General features: G+C 40.1%; 15 protein-coding genes. 7 read left to right on the top strand and 8 right to left on the bottom strand.

Annotated elements, in window-relative coordinates:
* Positions 1–11: 11 nt before the first annotated feature.
* The gene (locus ACS604_RS09825) at positions 12–938 is read right to left on the bottom strand and encodes a DMT family transporter (RefSeq protein WP_004794596.1); all 927 of its coding nucleotides are present in this window, start codon (positions 936–938) and stop codon (positions 12–14) included.
* Positions 939–1,176: 238 nt separating this feature from the next.
* Between ACS604_RS09825 and ACS604_RS09820 the strand changes: the two genes are divergently transcribed.
* The 3 genes from ACS604_RS09820 to ACS604_RS09810 are packed head-to-tail and all read left to right on the top strand — an operon-like array spanning position 1,177 to position 4,097.
* The gene (locus ACS604_RS09820) at positions 1,177–2,304 is read left to right on the top strand and encodes a Re/Si-specific NAD(P)(+) transhydrogenase subunit alpha (protein WP_004794594.1); all 1,128 of its coding nucleotides are present in this window, start codon (positions 1,177–1,179) and stop codon (positions 2,302–2,304) included.
* Between the two features lie 11 nt (positions 2,305–2,315).
* Positions 2,316–2,630, top strand: a complete 315-nt coding sequence (locus ACS604_RS09815; protein ID WP_003654992.1) for a proton-translocating transhydrogenase family protein — start codon at positions 2,316–2,318, stop codon at positions 2,628–2,630.
* A gap of 12 nt (positions 2,631–2,642) precedes the next feature.
* Positions 2,643–4,097: an NAD(P)(+) transhydrogenase (Re/Si-specific) subunit beta gene (locus ACS604_RS09810; RefSeq protein WP_004794591.1), complete on the top strand. Its 1,455-nt coding sequence runs from the start codon at positions 2,643–2,645 to the stop codon at positions 4,095–4,097.
* A 63-nt stretch (positions 4,098–4,160) separates the two neighbouring features.
* On the opposite strand, the gene ACS604_RS09805 is transcribed toward ACS604_RS09810, so the two are convergent.
* The 6 genes from ACS604_RS09805 to ACS604_RS09780 all read right to left on the bottom strand — a co-directional run bounded on the left by ACS604_RS09805 (position 4,161) and on the right by ACS604_RS09780 (position 11,053).
* Entirely contained in the window at positions 4,161–4,982 is an 822-nt protein-coding gene (locus tag ACS604_RS09805) for an SDR family NAD(P)-dependent oxidoreductase (protein ID WP_474771550.1), read from the bottom strand.
* Positions 4,983–5,187: 205 nt separating this feature from the next.
* Positions 5,188–5,589, bottom strand: coding sequence for a ribosome silencing factor (gene rsfS, locus ACS604_RS09800; RefSeq protein WP_004794586.1), 402 nt, complete (start codon positions 5,587–5,589; stop codon positions 5,188–5,190).
* A gap of 81 nt (positions 5,590–5,670) precedes the next feature.
* On the bottom strand, positions 5,671–6,465 hold the full coding sequence (locus tag ACS604_RS09795; protein WP_474771548.1) for a hydroxypyruvate isomerase family protein: 795 nt from the start codon (positions 6,463–6,465) through the stop codon (positions 5,671–5,673).
* Positions 6,466–6,478: 13 nt separating this feature from the next.
* Positions 6,479–7,348, bottom strand: a complete 870-nt coding sequence (locus ACS604_RS09790; protein WP_474771815.1) for an NAD(P)-dependent oxidoreductase — start codon at positions 7,346–7,348, stop codon at positions 6,479–6,481.
* A gap of 14 nt (positions 7,349–7,362) precedes the next feature.
* Positions 7,363–8,151, bottom strand: coding sequence for a crotonase/enoyl-CoA hydratase family protein (locus tag ACS604_RS09785; RefSeq protein WP_474771546.1), 789 nt, complete (start codon positions 8,149–8,151; stop codon positions 7,363–7,365).
* A 94-nt stretch (positions 8,152–8,245) separates the two neighbouring features.
* On the bottom strand, positions 8,246–11,053 hold the full coding sequence (locus tag ACS604_RS09780; protein ID WP_174730024.1) for a GacS-like sensor histidine kinase: 2,808 nt from the start codon (positions 11,051–11,053) through the stop codon (positions 8,246–8,248).
* Positions 11,054–11,225: 172 nt separating this feature from the next.
* Between ACS604_RS09780 and cysM the strand changes: the two genes are divergently transcribed.
* Genes cysM through ACS604_RS09760 form a run of 4 tightly spaced genes read left to right on the top strand, consistent with a single transcriptional unit; the run spans position 11,226 to position 16,718 of the window.
* The gene (gene cysM / locus ACS604_RS09775) at positions 11,226–12,149 is read left to right on the top strand and encodes a cysteine synthase CysM (RefSeq protein WP_151963971.1); all 924 of its coding nucleotides are present in this window, start codon (positions 11,226–11,228) and stop codon (positions 12,147–12,149) included.
* A gap of 12 nt (positions 12,150–12,161) precedes the next feature.
* On the top strand, positions 12,162–12,980 hold the full coding sequence (locus ACS604_RS09770) for a 3'-5' exonuclease (protein WP_296527125.1): 819 nt from the start codon (positions 12,162–12,164) through the stop codon (positions 12,978–12,980).
* Between the two features lie 9 nt (positions 12,981–12,989).
* Positions 12,990–14,381, top strand: coding sequence for a 23S rRNA (uracil(1939)-C(5))-methyltransferase RlmD (gene rlmD / locus ACS604_RS09765; RefSeq protein ID WP_151963969.1), 1,392 nt, complete (start codon positions 12,990–12,992; stop codon positions 14,379–14,381).
* A gap of 30 nt (positions 14,382–14,411) precedes the next feature.
* Positions 14,412–16,718 carry a RelA/SpoT family protein gene (locus tag ACS604_RS09760; RefSeq protein WP_005302395.1) on the top strand — a complete coding sequence of 769 codons (2,307 nt, stop codon included), beginning with the start codon at positions 14,412–14,414 and terminating at the stop codon, positions 16,716–16,718.
* 48 nt (positions 16,719–16,766) lie between these two features.
* On the opposite strand, the gene ACS604_RS09755 is transcribed toward ACS604_RS09760, so the two are convergent.
* Complete coding sequence (locus ACS604_RS09755) at positions 16,767–17,540, bottom strand: SDR family oxidoreductase (RefSeq protein ID WP_151963964.1); 774 nt, start codon at positions 17,538–17,540, stop codon at positions 16,767–16,769.
* Positions 17,541–17,552 lie beyond the last annotated feature (12 nt).

The raw sequence follows: 17,552 nt of genomic DNA, 5'->3' as shown, positions 1-17,552 counted from the left end.
GTCAAGAGAATTTAATGTTTTAGCCTTTTCTTTCTTAATGTAATCATCATCACACCAATAATATTGAGAAGGCAACCGACCCATTGCCACATATTTAAATGTTCATTTAAAAAAGCAACAGCAAGCAAAATTGTTAAAACCGGTCCAATCGAAGCAATCATTGCAGATTGAGAGGCACCTAATCGTTCAATACTTTGCATGAGCATAACGGTAGGTAAGACGGTGACTAAGAAGCCAAGACCGATTCCATACCAAATCACACTAGAGGGGAGTTGTAATAGAAGTTGAATCGGGTGGGGTGTGCTGAGTGCATAGTGCGTTAATGTACCGATACAAGCCACAGTTAATGCTAACCCTGTGAAATTCCAAGAACCAAATTTCTTAATTAATGGTGGGGTTAGTAATAAATAGCCTGCAAAAGCCACCGCACTTGCAAATACTAAACTTGTACCTAGCCAGAAGTTGCCCTGAATTGGTGCGTTGTTGTGCTCTTGCAGCATGACCAACACGGTTCCACCATAACTAAGAAAAATGGCAAATAAACTTTTTGCATCTAATTTTTGTTTGTAGAGTAAGCTTGAGACGATGACTGTAAGCGTGGGATACAAAAATAAAATAATTCGTTCTAGAGAGGCACTAATAAACATGAGACCCATAAAATCGAGCCAACTGGCAAAGTAGTAGCCTAATAGACCGGCAAAAATTAAAATTAGCCAATCCTTCTTTTTTATGCCCTGATTATGATGCCTGTTAAACCAACAAATAAGTAGAAAGAACGGTAAAGCGCTTAACATGCGTAAAGCCATCAGGACTGTAGCATCTACTAATGGAGAAAGGGCATAAGTCTGTTTAATAAAGATTGCTTTTGTACTAAATAGAAAAGCAGAGCAAAGAGCAAAAAAAGATCCGATTTGAAACGAAGAAAACGAAATTTTCATATACAAGACTGTATAAGAGAGACTATTGTCTGCAAAAAAATAAAAATCTTCCTATATTACACCTCAAATCAAATATCGTGAATCATCAGTTCAAAATATGGGTATTTATTAAATAAATATTGGGTGGTATTTTAAAAAAGTTCAATTAGAATCCAAATTCTGTACAAAGAATACACATGGGGGAAACATTGCAGCTTGCAATGTTTTTGACAATGAGAAATTAGCTTGAGGAACGCTCATGCAGATCGGAATCCCAACCGAAACTGTCGTCGGTGAAAATCGTGTAGCTGCTACGCCAGAGACAGTAAAGAAGTTGATTAGCGCTGGTCATAGCGTTGTGATTGAACGTGGTGCTGGTGTAAAGGCCGCGTACATTGACAGTGCTTATGAACAGGTCGGTGCAACCATTACGGATGATGCCTATACGGGTAGTCAAATTATTTTGAAAGTTCGCGCGCCACAAGGCGGGGAAATTCAAAAACTTGCAGCAAATACTGCTGTTGTAGCAATGTTTGATCCTTATCGTAATACCGAGCTAGATCAGTTTGCGAATCAGCAAGTTTCTGCTTTTGCTCTGGAATTGCTTCCTCGTACGCTTTCTCGTGCGCAGAATATGGACGTATTGTCTTCTCAGGCAAACCTTTCTGGTTATAAATCAGTTTTGCTTGCTGCTGCTGAATATCAGCGCATGTTCCCAATGCTTATGACTGCTGCTGGTACTGTAAAACCTGCTCGTGTTGTGATTATGGGTGTGGGCGTTGCAGGTCTTCAGGCAATTGCAACTGCAAAACGTTTAGGTGCAATTGTTGAAGCTACAGATTTACGTCCTACAGCAAAAGATCAGGTTGAGTCTTTGGGTGGTAAGTGGTTAGACGTACCAATGTCTGAAGAAGAGCAACAACGTGCAGCGGATGCCGCTAAAAATGGTTATGGATGGATGCCGGGTGAGCAATACATCAAAGACCAAGCCGCGATTGTTGATAAGGCTGTTTCTAACGCTGACATCGTGATTACTACTGCGCTCTTGCCGGGTCGTGATGCACCACGTCTGATTAAGGCTGAAACTGTTGCCAAGATGAAACCGGGTTCTGTCATTTTAGATATGGCTGTTGAAACTGGCGGTAACGTTGAAGGCTCTAAAGTGGGCGAGACTGTTTTTACAGAAAATGGCGTGAAAATTTTGGGTATTCCAAATATTCCGGCAACTGTAGCGACAGAAGCTTCAGCGCTATATGCACGTAACGTTTTTAATTTCGTAGAGACTTTATTCGACAAAGAGAAAAACTTTGCGATTAATCAAGAAGACGAAATCCAAAAAGCCCTATTGGTCACTCATGGCGGTCAAGTACTGCTTAAGCGTGGTTAAGGAGATTTCTCATGGTTGAAACTATTACAATTTTCGTCCTTGCCATCTTCGTAGGTTATTACGTAGTTTGGGGTGTTACACCAGCTTTACATACGCCGCTTATGGCTGTAACCAATGCGTTGTCATCTATTATTGTAGTGGGTGCGATGTTGCAAACTGTGGGTCTACCTATTTTGGGTGTAGATGCTAACGTTGCATTTCAAAGTGTAAATGTGGTGAGCGTACTTGGTGCGATTGCAGTATTTTTGGCAAGCATTAATATTTTCGGTGGCTTTGCAGTAACTGCACGCATGCTGGAAATGTTCAAGCCTAAGCAAAAGAAATAAGAGGGCTTTGACATGGAATTTATTCAAGCAAACGCAAACTGGTTGTACCTTGTTGGCGCAATCCTCTTTATCTTGACGCTTCGTGGCTTGTCTGGCCCTAAAACAGCAATTCAAGGTAACCGTTACGGTATGATCGCGATGGCGATTGCAGTTGTAACGACTTTCTTTGTTGCGAATAATCCAGTGATCTGGATGATTGTTGGTGCAATGGTGCTCGGCGCAATCGTAGGTATTGCACGTGCTCGTACTGTACCAATGACGCAAATGCCGGAAACGGTTGCACTTATGCACTCTTTAGTTGGTTTGGCTGCTGTTTTAATTGCAATTGCTGCGATTTTACATAACAACCAATTAACTGAATTGTTTGCTCAAAATGAAGCGGCTTTAACGGCAGCTGGTGTGCAACATGTGCACATGAGCAAAGTTCATTTATTTGAATTGTTTGTTGGTTGTTTCGTTGGTGCGATTACCTTTACTGCGTCTGTGTTTGCGTACGGTAAATTGGCTGCGAAAAAATGGGCTAAAACAATTTCTGGTGCATGGGTTAAACCTGTTCAAGCGCTTATCTTTATTGCGATGTTGGCTTGTGGTTTTTACTTCTTCACGACTGGCAACATGACTGCTTTCTGGGCAATGACAGCTCTTGCGCTTGCATTTGGCTGGGTGTGGATTGCACCAGTCGGTGGTGGTGATATGCCTGTAGTAGTATCGCTTCTTAACTCATTCTCTGGTTGGGCTGCGGCAGGTATTGGTTTTACACTTGAAAACAACATGTTGATCGTTGCGGGTTCTCTCGTGGGTTCATCTGGTGCGATTCTGTCGTACATCATGTGTAAAGCAATGAACCGTTCGATCATCAATGTATTGTTTGGTGGTGCAATGGGCGGTGCAGCGGTTGCTACTGCTGCTAAAGGTGAGCAAGTTCAACGTAACCATCGTTCTGGTTCTGCTGATGATGCTGGCTTCTTGATGTCAAATGCTGACAGCGTTGTGATTGTGCCAGGTTATGGTATGGCGCAAGGTCGTGCACAAAATGCTGTAAAAGAATTGTGTGAAATTCTAAAAGAGCAAGGTGTTCGTGTTCGTTTCGCAATCCATCCTGTTGCTGGTCGTATGCCTGGACACATGAACGTATTGCTTGCAGAAGCAGACGTGGCGTATGAAGACATCTTGGAAATGGATGAGATTAACTCAGACTTCCCTGCAACAGACGTAGTACTTGTAATTGGTGCAAACGACGTTGTAAACCCTGCTGCGAAAGATGATCCAAGCTCGCCAATTTATGGCATGCCGATTCTTGAAGCTCATAAAGCGCGTACAATTATGGTGATTAAGCGTTCTATGGCAACAGGTTATGCTGGTCTAGACAATGATTTGTTCTATAACGAAAAAACAATGATGATCTTTGGTGATGCTAAGAAAGTTGTTGAAGATATGACAAAAGCAATCAATGGTGGTGGTCACTAATCTGACCTCAATCAGGATTGTAAAAGCCACCCTCGGGTGGCTTTTTTTATTTGGCTTATTTGTTTAAAGAAATTTTTCTACAAGGTTTAGAGATTGTTGATATAGGTCACGTGCCAGTTGCTGATTTTTGGCATGTGATGATTTCCAGTCTGGCATATGTGCGCTGACATATTCGCCATTACGGTTTTGCCAAGCATTTCCAGTTGCCATTTCTGTAATGAGTTTTGCTGGAACTGAAGTTGGCACTAATCCTAATTTCATCGCTGCATAAACCGGTTTTGGTAAGTCACGATAAATATCGGAAGCAACACCGCCGGGGTGTAATGCATTATTGGTAATTGAACTTCCAGCTAGTTGTTCTGCTAGTGCATTGCTGAATAATAAATTTGCAAGCTTCGATTGCCCATAATAGAACAGGGGATTGTAAAAACCTTCTGCACGAAACTTGTTGGGTTTAATTGAGCCTACCCAGTGAGCAATAGATGCAAGATGGATAATACGTGCTTTCGGAGATTGTTTTAAAACTGGAACTAATTTTTGAGTTAGTAAAAAATGACCTAAATAGTTAACCCCAAATTGTTGCTCAAAGCCTTCATTGGTTAATTGTTTGCTTTTGGCGAATAAGCCTGCATTATTAATGAGTACGTCAAGGCTGCCATATTTGTCTGCAATTTCATCTGCTGCTTTTCGGGTTAACTCAAGGTTGTTTAAATCGAGGGAAACTAAATCGACTTGCCCTTGATTAAGCGAAAGTAGTTTGTTTTGCGCATCTTGGGCTTTTTGTGGATTTCGGCACGCTAGAATGACGTGTTGTCCTTGTTTAATGAGTTGTTCTGCTGTAGCAAAGCCAATGCCCGTATTGGCACCTGTAATTAATATCTTCACTTTCTGTACTCCGGTTATGCTATTTATTGGTGAGGACTTTCAGAAAATGTATAGTGCTGCAAATCTGACAATTTGTCATGTCAAATTTGGTTATAAGTGATGATTGGGATTTGGGGGGTGATGGGATATTTGAAATGGTTAAAATTTTTTGTTTAGTAAATAAAAAAAGCGGCTCAAAAGAGCCGCTTTTTTTAAAAGCAAAATTTTAAGCAACCGACTCTGGAGCGGTACGCCATAAGCTTTCTAAATCATAGAATTTACGAGCTGTTGGTAGCATCACATGTACTACAACAAAGCCGAGATCAATTAAGATCCATTCTGCATCTCGTTCACCTTCAACGCCAATCGGGCGGAAACCGGCTTTTCGAGCTTCTTCTGCAACATTGTCTGCAAGTGCTTTCACATGACGAGTAGAAGTACCGCTCGCAATTACAATAGCATCAGCGACATTGCTAATTGAGCTAACATCTAACTGGAGAATATCTTTTGCTTTTACATCAACTAAAGCGTCGTGGACGACTTTGAGACAAGTTTGTACGTCTTTATTTGAGGTATTCATTGCGAAATCGTGAGAATTAGACACGCTGGGCGATGGTTCTAAATTCATATAGGGTATATTTTCCTGACAATTACTCACTATCTAATATAGTGGTTTTCGCGCTAAATTTCAAACAAAACTCGTAACAGTTTATATATTTACATCATCCGAAAAATACTTTTTCTTCCATGTAAATGACTGATTTGAAGTATTTTCAGGCTTATATTCTGCTGCAATATAGTTTTGATAAGAACTTTGTTTTAACCAAGAAAAAATTTGTTCATAAGGAATTTGAGCTGTATCAGGCTCATGGCGGCCCGGACAGTCTGCAAATTGAATATGTCCAATTAAGTTAATATTCTCTTGCAAACCCTCAAGTACATCTTCACCCATCATGGCCATGTGATAGCAGTCATATTGCATTTTGAGGGCAGGGTGATTGACTGCTTCTAGCATTTCTTGGCCCTGCGCAATGTTCTGCACCAAAAAGCGAGGCATATCCGTGCCATTAATCATTTCAAAAACGGGTTCTATATCATGTTCACTGAGTAAGTTGCAGGCAAGTTTTAAATTGGCTGCTAGTGTTTTTAAACAAGGAAGTAAGTCAGCATCTAGTGGTTGCTTACCCGCCAAAATATTAACACGAGGAACGTTTAAAGCCGTGGCATAGCTAATAGCCAATTCTAATGCCTCATGGAAAGCTGTTTCTTGGCCGGGTATGCCTGCTAAACCATTCCCACCTTGCATAAGATCACCAGCAGGTACATTAATTAAGCAAAGACTGAGATTGTAGCGTTCGAGTTGAGTTTGAATATCTTCAATCGTCAATTCATAAGGGAATTGAATTTCTACATATTCAAAGCCCTGTGCATGAGCCAGAGCGAAGCGTTCAATTAAAGGAACTTCGGTAAAAATCATGGATAAATTGACTGCAAGACGACCCATACTCAAACTCCGTTTATTTTTGCTCTACTAATTGAATCATAGTAGCTAAATCTTTCTCAGCAAAGCCATTTTTTTGGTGAGTTTGTAGCTGTAATAGAGCTTTTTGTGCAACGGGGATGTCTAAATTAACATTGTTAGCCAATGTTACTGCGTTGTTAAGATCCTTAGATAATGTTTGAACTTTCCACTGAATAGGCTCAAATGTATGAGTTGCCATGCGTGGGGTTAGAATTTGAAAGGGTTTAGAGTCTGCAAATCCACCCGCTAAGGCTGGAGCGAGTAAAGTTGTATCTACACCCGCTCGGTCTGCAAGCGCGACAGCTTCTGCAATAAGGGCGCTGTTGGCTGCAACAATCAGTTGATTGCAAATTTTGGTAGCTTGGCCAGTTCCCGTATCGCCCATTCGAGTTACACGTTGAGATAGAACATTATAAACAGGCGTTAGTTCCGTAATCGTTTGAGCATTACCGCCTGCAAAAATGACAAGTGTGCCTTGTTCTGCTCCAGCTGTTCCACCTGATACAGGTGAATCAATCCAAATAACGTCATGTGTGGCAGCTGCTTGAGCAAGCATTTTTGTTACAGCAACAGATAAGCTTGAGAAATCCACAATAACTTGTTCAGCTTTTAAGTTAGGTTGAATTTTTTCAAATACTGCCTCTACGGCTTTATCATCTGCTAGACAGATTAAAATAATAGGATAGTCACCAATATTTGAAAGTTCTAAAGGTTGGGCGCCGATATCAATCAGTTCTTCACATGCAGAGAAGGTTCGATTCCAAACCGCAACTTGAAAGCCAGCTTGAATAAGGCGGGTTGCCATCCGACTTCCCATAAGCCCCATACCTAAAAAAGCAATAGGAGTATTACGATCAAAATTCATCATCTAAGCTCTTTTTATTTATATTGGCGTGGTAAAAAATTAACTTCCGGATGTTTGTCTTTTTTACGAGCAAGTTTGCTATTTTTACCAAGTAATAATTTAAGTTGCCAGATTTTTTCTAGACGTAATGATTTTTCTGGTTGATGCTCCATTGCATCTAGTACGCGTTTTGCGGCAGTGAGGGCATCAGGTGAGCGCTGCAACATTTCAGCTGCAATCTCATGTGCTCTCTCTAGAGGTGAGTTACTTAAATGAGTCACAAGACCAATTTCTTTTGCATAATTTCCGTCAAAAACACGAGCAGTTAAGGTGAGTTCTTTTGCTAAGTCAACGCTAATTAAGCCTTTTAACGAGCGAGTAAGTCCCATATCAGGAACTAAACCCCAACGGCTTTCCATAATCGACATTTTTGTTTCTGGATGAGAAATCCGGATGTCGGAAGCCAAGGCAAGTTGCATCCCCGCACCAAAGCAATATCCTTCTAATGCAGCAATAACTGGTACAGGTAAATTCTGCCAAGTCAGAAATGCTTTTTGAAAAAGGCTTTGTCCAGGTTTTACAAGTTCCCAAATGGCAAAAGCAGAGTTTTTCGGATTGTTTAGGTCAGATAAATCAATTCCAGCACTAAACACATTCCCTTCGCCTGTCAAAATAACACAGCGAATATCTCTATCTTTTTTAATTGCTTTTGCAGTTGAAACTAACTCTTTTAATAAGGCAAAACTCATTGCATTGCGTTTGTCTGGACGGTTTAAATATACCGTTGCAATGCCATTATTTTTTTCAATACGTAAGAGTGCCATGAGATTTCCGCTTCTTTTTTTATAGATGAACGGAGCATAACATGGCTGTAATTTGGAAACATGACAGTCCAGTCATGCCTTTTTGATAGAGATGTTAGTCAGGAATCACCAGAATTTGATGGGCTGCACTTTCTACCTCTTTAACGACAAGACCGAGTTCATCAAAGCGCTGCATTACTTCTTCAATGAAGCCTTCATCTGCTATACGACGTTCTTTACGCAACGTTGAAATAAATTGCTCAAAGTCACCAGTGACTTGTTGTAGTTTTGGTGCACCTACATAGCGAGTAGCACCATAAAGGCGATGTAAAACATGCTCAAGTTGAGGGAAGTCTTCAAGCTCAATGAGCTGCTGCATTTCATCTAGCTCAGTTGGAAAACTATCAACTAACATTTTAAGTAAATCTTGCGCTAAGTCTTCTTTATTTGCTGCTAGCTGCAAACTTTGTTGCCAGTTTAAAATTTGTGGATCTAAAGCTTCTGCAACGACATGATGGTCTTTATCTAAGGCTTTTGCTGTAAAGTTGTTTTTAGTCCATTGCGTTAAGATCTGGATGATTTGCTCCATTTGGATTGGCTTGGTGACATAGTCATTCATGCCTACTTTCAGGAGTTTTTGCTTTTCATCAGCAAGCGCATGCGCGGTTAGTGCAATAATTGGAAGCTGCATTTCTCCGTCTAAAGTCGATTCTAAAGAGCGAATAGCACGAGTTGTATCAATACCTGACATGACAGGCATTTGAATATCCATAAACACTAAATCAAATGGTTTAAGTTTCTGATCAATTCGCTCTTGGATCAGGTTAAGTGCTTCTTGACCACTAAGTGCTTTAGTTGTTTTAACGTTTAGCTCACCAAGTAAGGCTTCTAAAACAATTAAGTTGGGCAAATGGTCATCTACTGCCAGAATGTGTAAACCCTGACCATTAAAGTCTTGTTGTTCCTCTTCAAAAATAGGTTGATCATTTAATAATTGAATGAGTCCGCTTCGACTTAATGGTTGATAGAGAGGGCGAGCACGGTATTCACTGAGCATGTTTGGCTCAAGTGTCATTTGATAGCCATAGACGGCTAAATTGCCTTGATAACGACTGCGTATTTCTTTTAATAACGCTTCAGTATCGCCGCTATGGTCAACAATGAGCCATGTATTATCTTTCTGATCAAGATGTTTTAAGCGGCTAAACAAGTCCAGAATCGATTGTGTTTCGATGTGTGGAACATGGTAGTTTTCAAGGTAGTAACGTAAAACACTTGCTGTAGCAGGGTGCGCAAGATAAGACACCACTTGTAAATGCTCAAAGTGTGGGTGTTCGATTTCGTAATCTTCATCTACCACAAATTGTGCGGTAAACCAGAAGGTCGAGCCTTTTTCTGTTGGAGCGCGTTCTTGGTTATCTTCAAAACCAATTTGACCATGCATGAGATGAACAAGTTGTTTAGAAATAGCTAAACCCAAACCTGTACCGCCAAATTGACGTGTAACCGATGCATCACCTTGCGAAAATGATTCAAATAGTTTTTTACGGTCTGTGCCACTTAAACCAATACCACTATCTTGAACACTGAAATGAAGCAGACATTGCCCAATATCATCATGTTCCATACGAACGCGAACAATAATTTCACCATCTGGAGTGAATTTGATTGCATTAGAAATTAAGTTGGTCAAGATTTGCTTGAAGCGTAAAGCATCGCCAATCACTTCTTGTGGAATGTTGTCGGCATAGTAAAAAGCCATGGCGATATGTTTTTGAGCGGCCAAAGGCGACAGCATATCCATGACATCAAAAATGGCTTCTTCTAAATCAAAAGGTGCTGTTTCAAGTTCTAATTTACCCGCATCAATTTTCGAGAAATCTAATACATCGTTAATTAATGCCAATAAATGGGCGGATGACTTACGAATGGTTTGTAAATAAAGATTTTGTTCGTTATTTAAATTTTGTTGACGAAGCAATAAATGAATAAAGCCATCAATACTGTTTAGAGGTGTTCGAAGCTCATGACTAATATTGGCAAGGAAAACTGACTTTGCTTGGTTTGATGAAATCGCTTGGTCTCGTGCTTGACGATAAGTAATGTTTTGGACTTCTAAGGTATCTAAGGTTCTGCGTAAGTCTTCTTCTGTTTGTTCGGTGTGTTCTTTTAATTCTAAAAAGCTAAAGTGTAATCGCTTAACAACATTTGCAATATCACGTTGTAGTAAGCGCAGCTCTCCAGTACTGTTAATGACTAGGTGCTGGTCTAGAGTATCAGCATTTAGACGTTGCAACTGCATGCGAATTTCATACATCGGCGCAATCCAGCGACGAGAGTAAAAATTCAAGCACAGTAAAAGTAATAGTAAGGTCATTAATCCAGTAATGACGAGAGCGATCATAATGCGATAACGTGCCAACTCTAAAGGTTGGTTATCCATTTCAATCATTAACCAAACTGGGGCTTTTCCAGCTTTATTACTAATCTGCATTCCATAAATATTATTATGGTTATAAGAGATGGGACCAAAAAAAATATTATTACTAGGAAAGCTAGGCCAATAACGATTATCACGATAACCAATACTTAAATAAGTCTGTCCATTGTTATCAATTAATACCGCGCGTTTAAGATTTTTTTCGCTAAACATGCTTTGCATAATGTGCTGGGCATGATCGTATTCATCGGGTTGTAGTTCAACCAGTGTATATAGATCTTTCGAAATCTGATTGTAGCGAGCTAGAATCGCTGAGGCGTGATGTAGCTGTTGTTGTTTTACCGAATGTGACGTTTCAGTTAAAACCAGAAAAGCACCGACCCCTGTTAAAATCATAATCGGCACAAAAATTAGAGCAATCAATTGCCCATATGCATGATTCAGACGTAAGCGTTTCGATAAGGTTTTATTGAAATTAGACATGGCTACATCAGATTTATCTCTCTGTACGGCATCTTATCACGCTTTATTTTAAAACAGACGGCATTTTATAAATGACCGAGCTTTAATCGCTTTCATGAAAAAGCATATTGAAATGGGTGCAGTACCGAGCATTTTTTCATACAATAGGCGCACCTCGATATAGGTGTTGATCATGAGTAATACACAACCTGACTTTTTAGCCGACGAATTTTTGTTAGATCACTATGTAGGTAATACACCTCTAGTTCGTTTGCAGCGTTTAGCTTCTCATACGCAAGCGACGGTTTTAGCAAAATTAGAAGGTAATAATCCGGCAGGTTCTGTAAAAGATCGTCCTGCATATAACATGATTATGCAAGCAGAAAAACGTGGTCAAATTAAGCCGGGTGACACCTTGATTGAAGCAACCAGTGGGAACACAGGTATTGCTTTGGCAATGGTTGCAGCAATGCGTGGTTATAAAATGAAATTAATCATGCCGGGGAATTCAAGTCAGGAACGTAAGGATGCTATGCGTGCTTATGGTGCAGAATTGATTGAAGCGCCGAATATGGAAGCTGCACGAGATATGGCTTTGCAAATGCAAGCTGAAGGTCTAGGTTTGGTCCTCAATCAATTTGGCAATCCAGATAATGTCGAAGCTCATTACTTAACAACTGGCCCTGAAATTTGGAAGCAAACAGGTGGAAAGATTACCCATTTTGTGAGTTCAATGGGTACAACTGGTACCATCATGGGTATTTCTAAATATTTAAAAGAACAAAATCCCGATATTCAAATTATTGGTTTACAGCCTTCTGAAGGTTCAAATATTGCTGGTATTCGCCGTTGGCCACAAGAATATTTACCTACGATTTTCGATCCGAAACGTGTTGATCAAATTATGGATATTCCGCAAATTGAAGCGGAAAAAATGGCTCGCCGTTTAGCACGTCAGGAAGGAATTAGTGCAGGTACATCTTCTGGTGGGGCGGTGTGGGCTTCAGTGAAAATTGCAGAAGAAAATCCAGATGCTGTTATTGTTTGCATTATCTGTGACCGTGGCGACCGCTACTTGTCTACAGGATTGTTTTCAGTACAGGACGATAACTCATAATTGAGAGAAATAATGCGTTTCCCTACCTTAGTTTTTGATATTGAAACTTTAACTGATTTAAAAGCGGGAGCGCATTTATATCATCTTGATTTACCAGAGGCTGATGTAGAGCAAGCATTGACTAAACTCCGTCGTCAAGAATCAGGCATGGATTTTCAGCGCTTACCTTTGCATGAAATTGTTTGTATTTCTGGTCTATGGATTGATGAGTCTGGCTTTAGATTATTCTCTTTTAGTCGTGAACAATATTCTGAAGCTGAGATTTTGCAAAAGTTCTTGTCAATTTTTGATAAGCGTCATCCGACTTTAGTGAGTTGGAACGGCTCACAATTTGATTTACCTGTCATTCTGTTTCGCGCTATGTATCATGGGCTCTCTGCACCTGGTCTATTTGATCAAGGTGAGATTGATAGCCAGAAGCGTTTTAATAATTACCAAAACCGTTATCACCATCGCCACATTGATTTAATGGACGTGATGGCAATGTTTAATGGGCGTAATTTTCAAAAGCTTGATGATATTGCCTGCATTTTAGGTTTGCCGGGTAAACGCGGTGAATCGGGTTATCATGTGCCTGAATATGTTCGTAATCAACAGTGGTTAAAATTGACTAGCTATTGTGAAGGGGATGTACTCAATACATGGTTTATTTATTTACGTTGGCTCGTACTAAAAGGCCAGTTGAGCGTAGATGAACATAACCACTGGATTAGTTCGAGTATTGAATACTTACAGACCATGCCGCAACAGTCTGATTTTATTGAAGTATGGGAACGTACTTCGAAACATACTGAATTTACTTCTCACTATTTTAATCCTTCAGATTTTTAGGTTCATCCTTTGAAACAACAAGCCAAATCTCGCAAGCCTCAACAACCTGAATATATTTTTCAAGTTGAAACACTTTCTCATGAGGGGCGGGGAATTGCGCATTATGGTTCTCATCCTGATCATCCAGCAGATAAGCATGGCAAGAAAGTTTTTATTCGTTATGCATTGCCCGGAGAAACTGTAAAGGCTCAGATTACCCATCAAGCGAAGCGTCTTGAAGAAGCTGAGATGGTGCAGTTATTAGGGGAGCCTTCAACTCATCGTAGAGATGCAATTTGTCCTCATTATGGTATTTGTGGTGGCTGTAGTATGCAGCACATCGATCCTGATGAACAAATCAGCTTAAAGCAAAGTGTGCTCCAATCGCATTTACAACATTTTGCTGGAATTCAGCCTGAACAGTGGCTTGAGCCAATTCGATCTTTACAAACAGATTATCGTCGACGTGCTCGAATAGGGGTGCGCTATCTGCCAAAGCCAGATCGCTTAATTATGGGGTTTCGTGAACACCATAGTAATCGACTAACTTCTATCCACACTTGTAGTGTTTTGGATAAAAAACTATCAGATAGCTTGCCTGAGCTACGTATTTTACTCCAAAGTCTAAAAGGCAAAGCGCATATAGGTCATGTAGAATTAGCAAAAGGTGATCATGAAGTTTCTTTGTTGGTTCGTCATGTAGAAAAATTAAATAATTCTGATGTCAACCAATTAAAGCAATTTGCGTTAGACAAAGGGTGGCAGTTGTATTTGCAGCCTAAGGGGCCTGAAAGTATTCATCGTATTGATGATGAAAAAGGTGCTTTACGTTTACACTATGCCTTAGAGCGGTTTGATGTAAATTTTGCTTTTTCGCCATTGGATTTTACTCAGGTCAATGCCACAGTAAATGAACAAATGGTTCAATTGGCATGTGAATTGCTTCAATTGCAACCAGGTGAAAAGGTACTTGATCTATTTTGCGGTTTAGGCAATTTCTCACTCCCGTTAGCACGATGTGTTGGTGAGAGTGGTCAGGTTGTCGGTGTAGAAGGGAGTGAAGAAATGGTGCAGCGGGCAACAGCTAATGCAAAATGCAATAGTTTGGTGCAAGCAACCTTCTTTTCACAAGATTTAACAAAAGATTTTTCGCATCATTCTTGGGCAAATCAAGGATTTGATGCATTATTGATTGATCCTCCTCGTGCTGGTGCATATGAAATTATGCAGTATGTATCAAATTTTGGAGCAAAAAGAATCGTTTATGTATCATGTAATCCAGCTACACTGGCAAGGGATGCGGGTGTTTTGGTCCAATATGGTTACCAGTTAAAAAAAGCAGCTGTGATGGACATGTTTACGCACACAGAACATGTTGAATCCATTGCACTATTTGAAAAAATTCAAGAGATAAACGATTAAAAACATGAGTTACATATTGAGGAGAATGGTATGGTCACAGTACGTGAACAGTTACCTGAACAACTAACTGAGTTGTCCGAGGAAACGACTGTAGAGCATGCCGCCGAAACGCAAATCGGTTTAGCCTCATGGTTGGATCGGGTGCGTGAAATATTAGATGGGGCGAAGCTTGAACAGCTTGAGCAGGTTGCTCATTTAACCCTGCAAAAAGAGTTGGACTCAACGGTTAATCATCGTTCAAATACTTTCGCTACAGGCGTTGGAATGGCTGACATTCTGGCGCATCTCCATGTAGATGAAGATACTCTATCGGCAGCAATGCTCTATCGTAGTGTGCGTGAAGACATTACTGATATAGAAGAAGTAAAACAGAAATTTGGGGAGCAGGTCTATAACCTTGTCAAAGGTACTTTGGCAATGGGTAAGCTCTCGGAACTCATTGAGAAAAATAAACGGTTAGAAGATCATTTTAATAATAATCAACGAGAACATTTAAGTGGCATTTATAAAATGCTGATTTCGGTTACCGAAGATGTTCGTGTTGTTTTAATTAAACTTGCTGAACGTACCTATTCTTTACGAGAACTAGCAAATTCATCTCGTGAGCGTCAAGAACGCGTAGCACGTGAAATTCTTACTATTTATTCGCCATTGGCACATCGACTCGGTATTGCTCAGCTTAAGTGGGAACTTGAAGATCTCGCTTTTCGCTATTTAGCGCCAGATCGTTATAAAGAAATTGCGTCATTACTCAATGAAAAACGATTAGAGCGCGAACACTATATTCAGTTCGTGATTGATCGTTTAAAAAATGAGTTAGCGTCTTACGGAATCGAGTCAGAAATCACAGGTCGAGCAAAGCACATTTATTCGATTTATCGAAAAATGAAAAGCAAAAACCTGAGTTTTGATCAGCTTTACGATATTCGTGCCTTACGTGTATTGGTCAATAGTGTTCCTGAGTGTTACCACTCTTTGGGTATTGTTCATCAAATTTGGCGTCACATTCCGCATCAGTTTGATGACTATATTACCAACCCGAAAGCAAATGGTTATCGCTCTTTGCATACTGCTGTAATTGCCGAGAATAAATCGCTTGAAGTACAAATTCGTACTCATGAGATGCATGACGAAGCAGAATTAGGCGTATGTTCGCACTTTAACTATAAAGAAGGCTCAAAGAATACTGACCATTCCTTTAATCATCGTTTGCATTCATTGCGTGCTGTTTTAGAACACTATCAAGAGCGCAATGAAACGACGGTACATCAAAACGAAGATGAAACAGAAGGCTTTGAACAGTTACAAGACTTTGAAGGCTTTGAGAAGATTTACGTTTTTAGTCGTGATGGTGATATTAAGGAATTGCCACGTGGCTCAACAGTTTTAGATTTTGCTTACCATGTCCATACGGAAGTAGGAAACAAGTGTTATGCAGCGAGAGTTAATCAGCGCTACGTGCCACTTACCTATACTTTAAAAACTGGTGAGCAGGTTGAGATTTTAACTAAAAAAGATCGTGATCCAAACCGAGATTGGTTGGTCAATTCTTTAGGTTATATTAAAACCTCTCGTGCTCGTGACAAGCTGCGTCATTGGTTTAGACAGCAAGATCGTAGTAAAAATCTTGAAGTTGGCCGTGAACTTCTTAATAAAGAGTTAGCTCGTCTAGCGATTCACCCAAAAAGTATCGACCTAAATGATTACTCATCACATTTTAACGTGAAAACGGGTGATGACATTTTGGTGAGTCTAGTAAGCGGTGATATTAGCTTACATGCCTTGATTAATCAGGTGAACCGTCAAATGCATCTAGATCAGGATGAACCTGAACTAGTGCTTAAACCAGCATTAAATCCACGTGCTAGCCATACATTGTCGGCTCATGGAATTTTAATTGATGGTTTAGACAATGTGGAACTGCATATCGCGCAGTGCTGTCAGCCCGTACATGGTGAGTCAATCGCTGGATATATTACTTTGAATCGTGGTGTTAGCATCCACAAAGTCATTTGTTCAGATTATCAGCGTATGATTAAGCAAGAACCAGAGCGTGCTGTTGAAGCCGATTGGGAAATGCAGCCGACACGTGGTCAAAGCGTTCAAATTGTGGTGGAAGCTTATGATCGTCGTGGTCTGCTTAAAGACTTAACTCAAGTGATTTTCTCTGACCAAATCAATATTCGTCAGGTCAATACAATTTCTGAAGCAGATGGTATTGCCAATATGAAGTTGCTCATTGAGGTGAAAGGTTTAGCACAGCTTTCTCGCTTATTGGCTCGCTTAGAGCAACAGCCTGGAATTATTAGTGCGCGACGCATGATTCAAGGTGTTTAAATAAATTGAGTAAAAAGGCTGTCAAATGACAGCCTTTTTTATATTGAATTATTTTCTCGATAAATAAATGTTAGTGAGCCGATTTAAAAACTGAGGGCTTAAAGTTGAGAGTTGATAAAGCAGTTTGGTTTTTATCCCAACTGGAGTGTGAGTAGGCGTCCAGAAATGAGCCTTTTTCTCTACAAGCGTAAGCACCTGCTGAGCAATATCATTTGGAGTTAAATCTATCCCCATATTTTGAATAGTGCCTGCATCCATATTGTTAACCATTGCAGTTTGCACAAACAGCGGCATCACATCTAAAACGCGAATACCATATTTTTTCCATTCCACATCTAAACCTTCAGTAATTCCGCGAACAGCAAATTTACTGGCTGAGTAAGAAATAAGGTCAGCTTGTCCATAAATTGCAGAAGCTGATGATAGATTGATAACACGTGCAAAAGACGCTTGCTTTAAATAAGCTAGGGCAGCGTGACAGCCATTGATGACACCGTTTACATTAATATTTATTGTTCTTTGGTGGGCTTTAATATCAGTTGTTTCAAATGCGCCAGAATATAAAATACCGGCATTATTTACTAAGATGTTGAGTTCGCCAGACCATTCAGTAAATTCTTTTAATATACGTTGCCATTGGTCGTAATCACTTACATCTAGATAGCCGGCACGGGCATTTGGCCCTAAGTCGTTTGCCAATTCTTGAGCAAGCGATTCATTAATATCATAAATGCCTACTTTATATCCTTGTTTGTAGAATACGCGTGCAATTTCAGCCCCAATACCTTGAGCGGCACCACTAATCAGAATACTGTATCTCATCTTTTTTCTCTT

The sequence above is a fragment of the Acinetobacter sp. Li1LvA2 genome (assembly GCF_056156705.1).
Note: the sequence above shows the minus strand (reverse complement) of the source record. Positions and strands in the feature narration are given on the sequence as shown.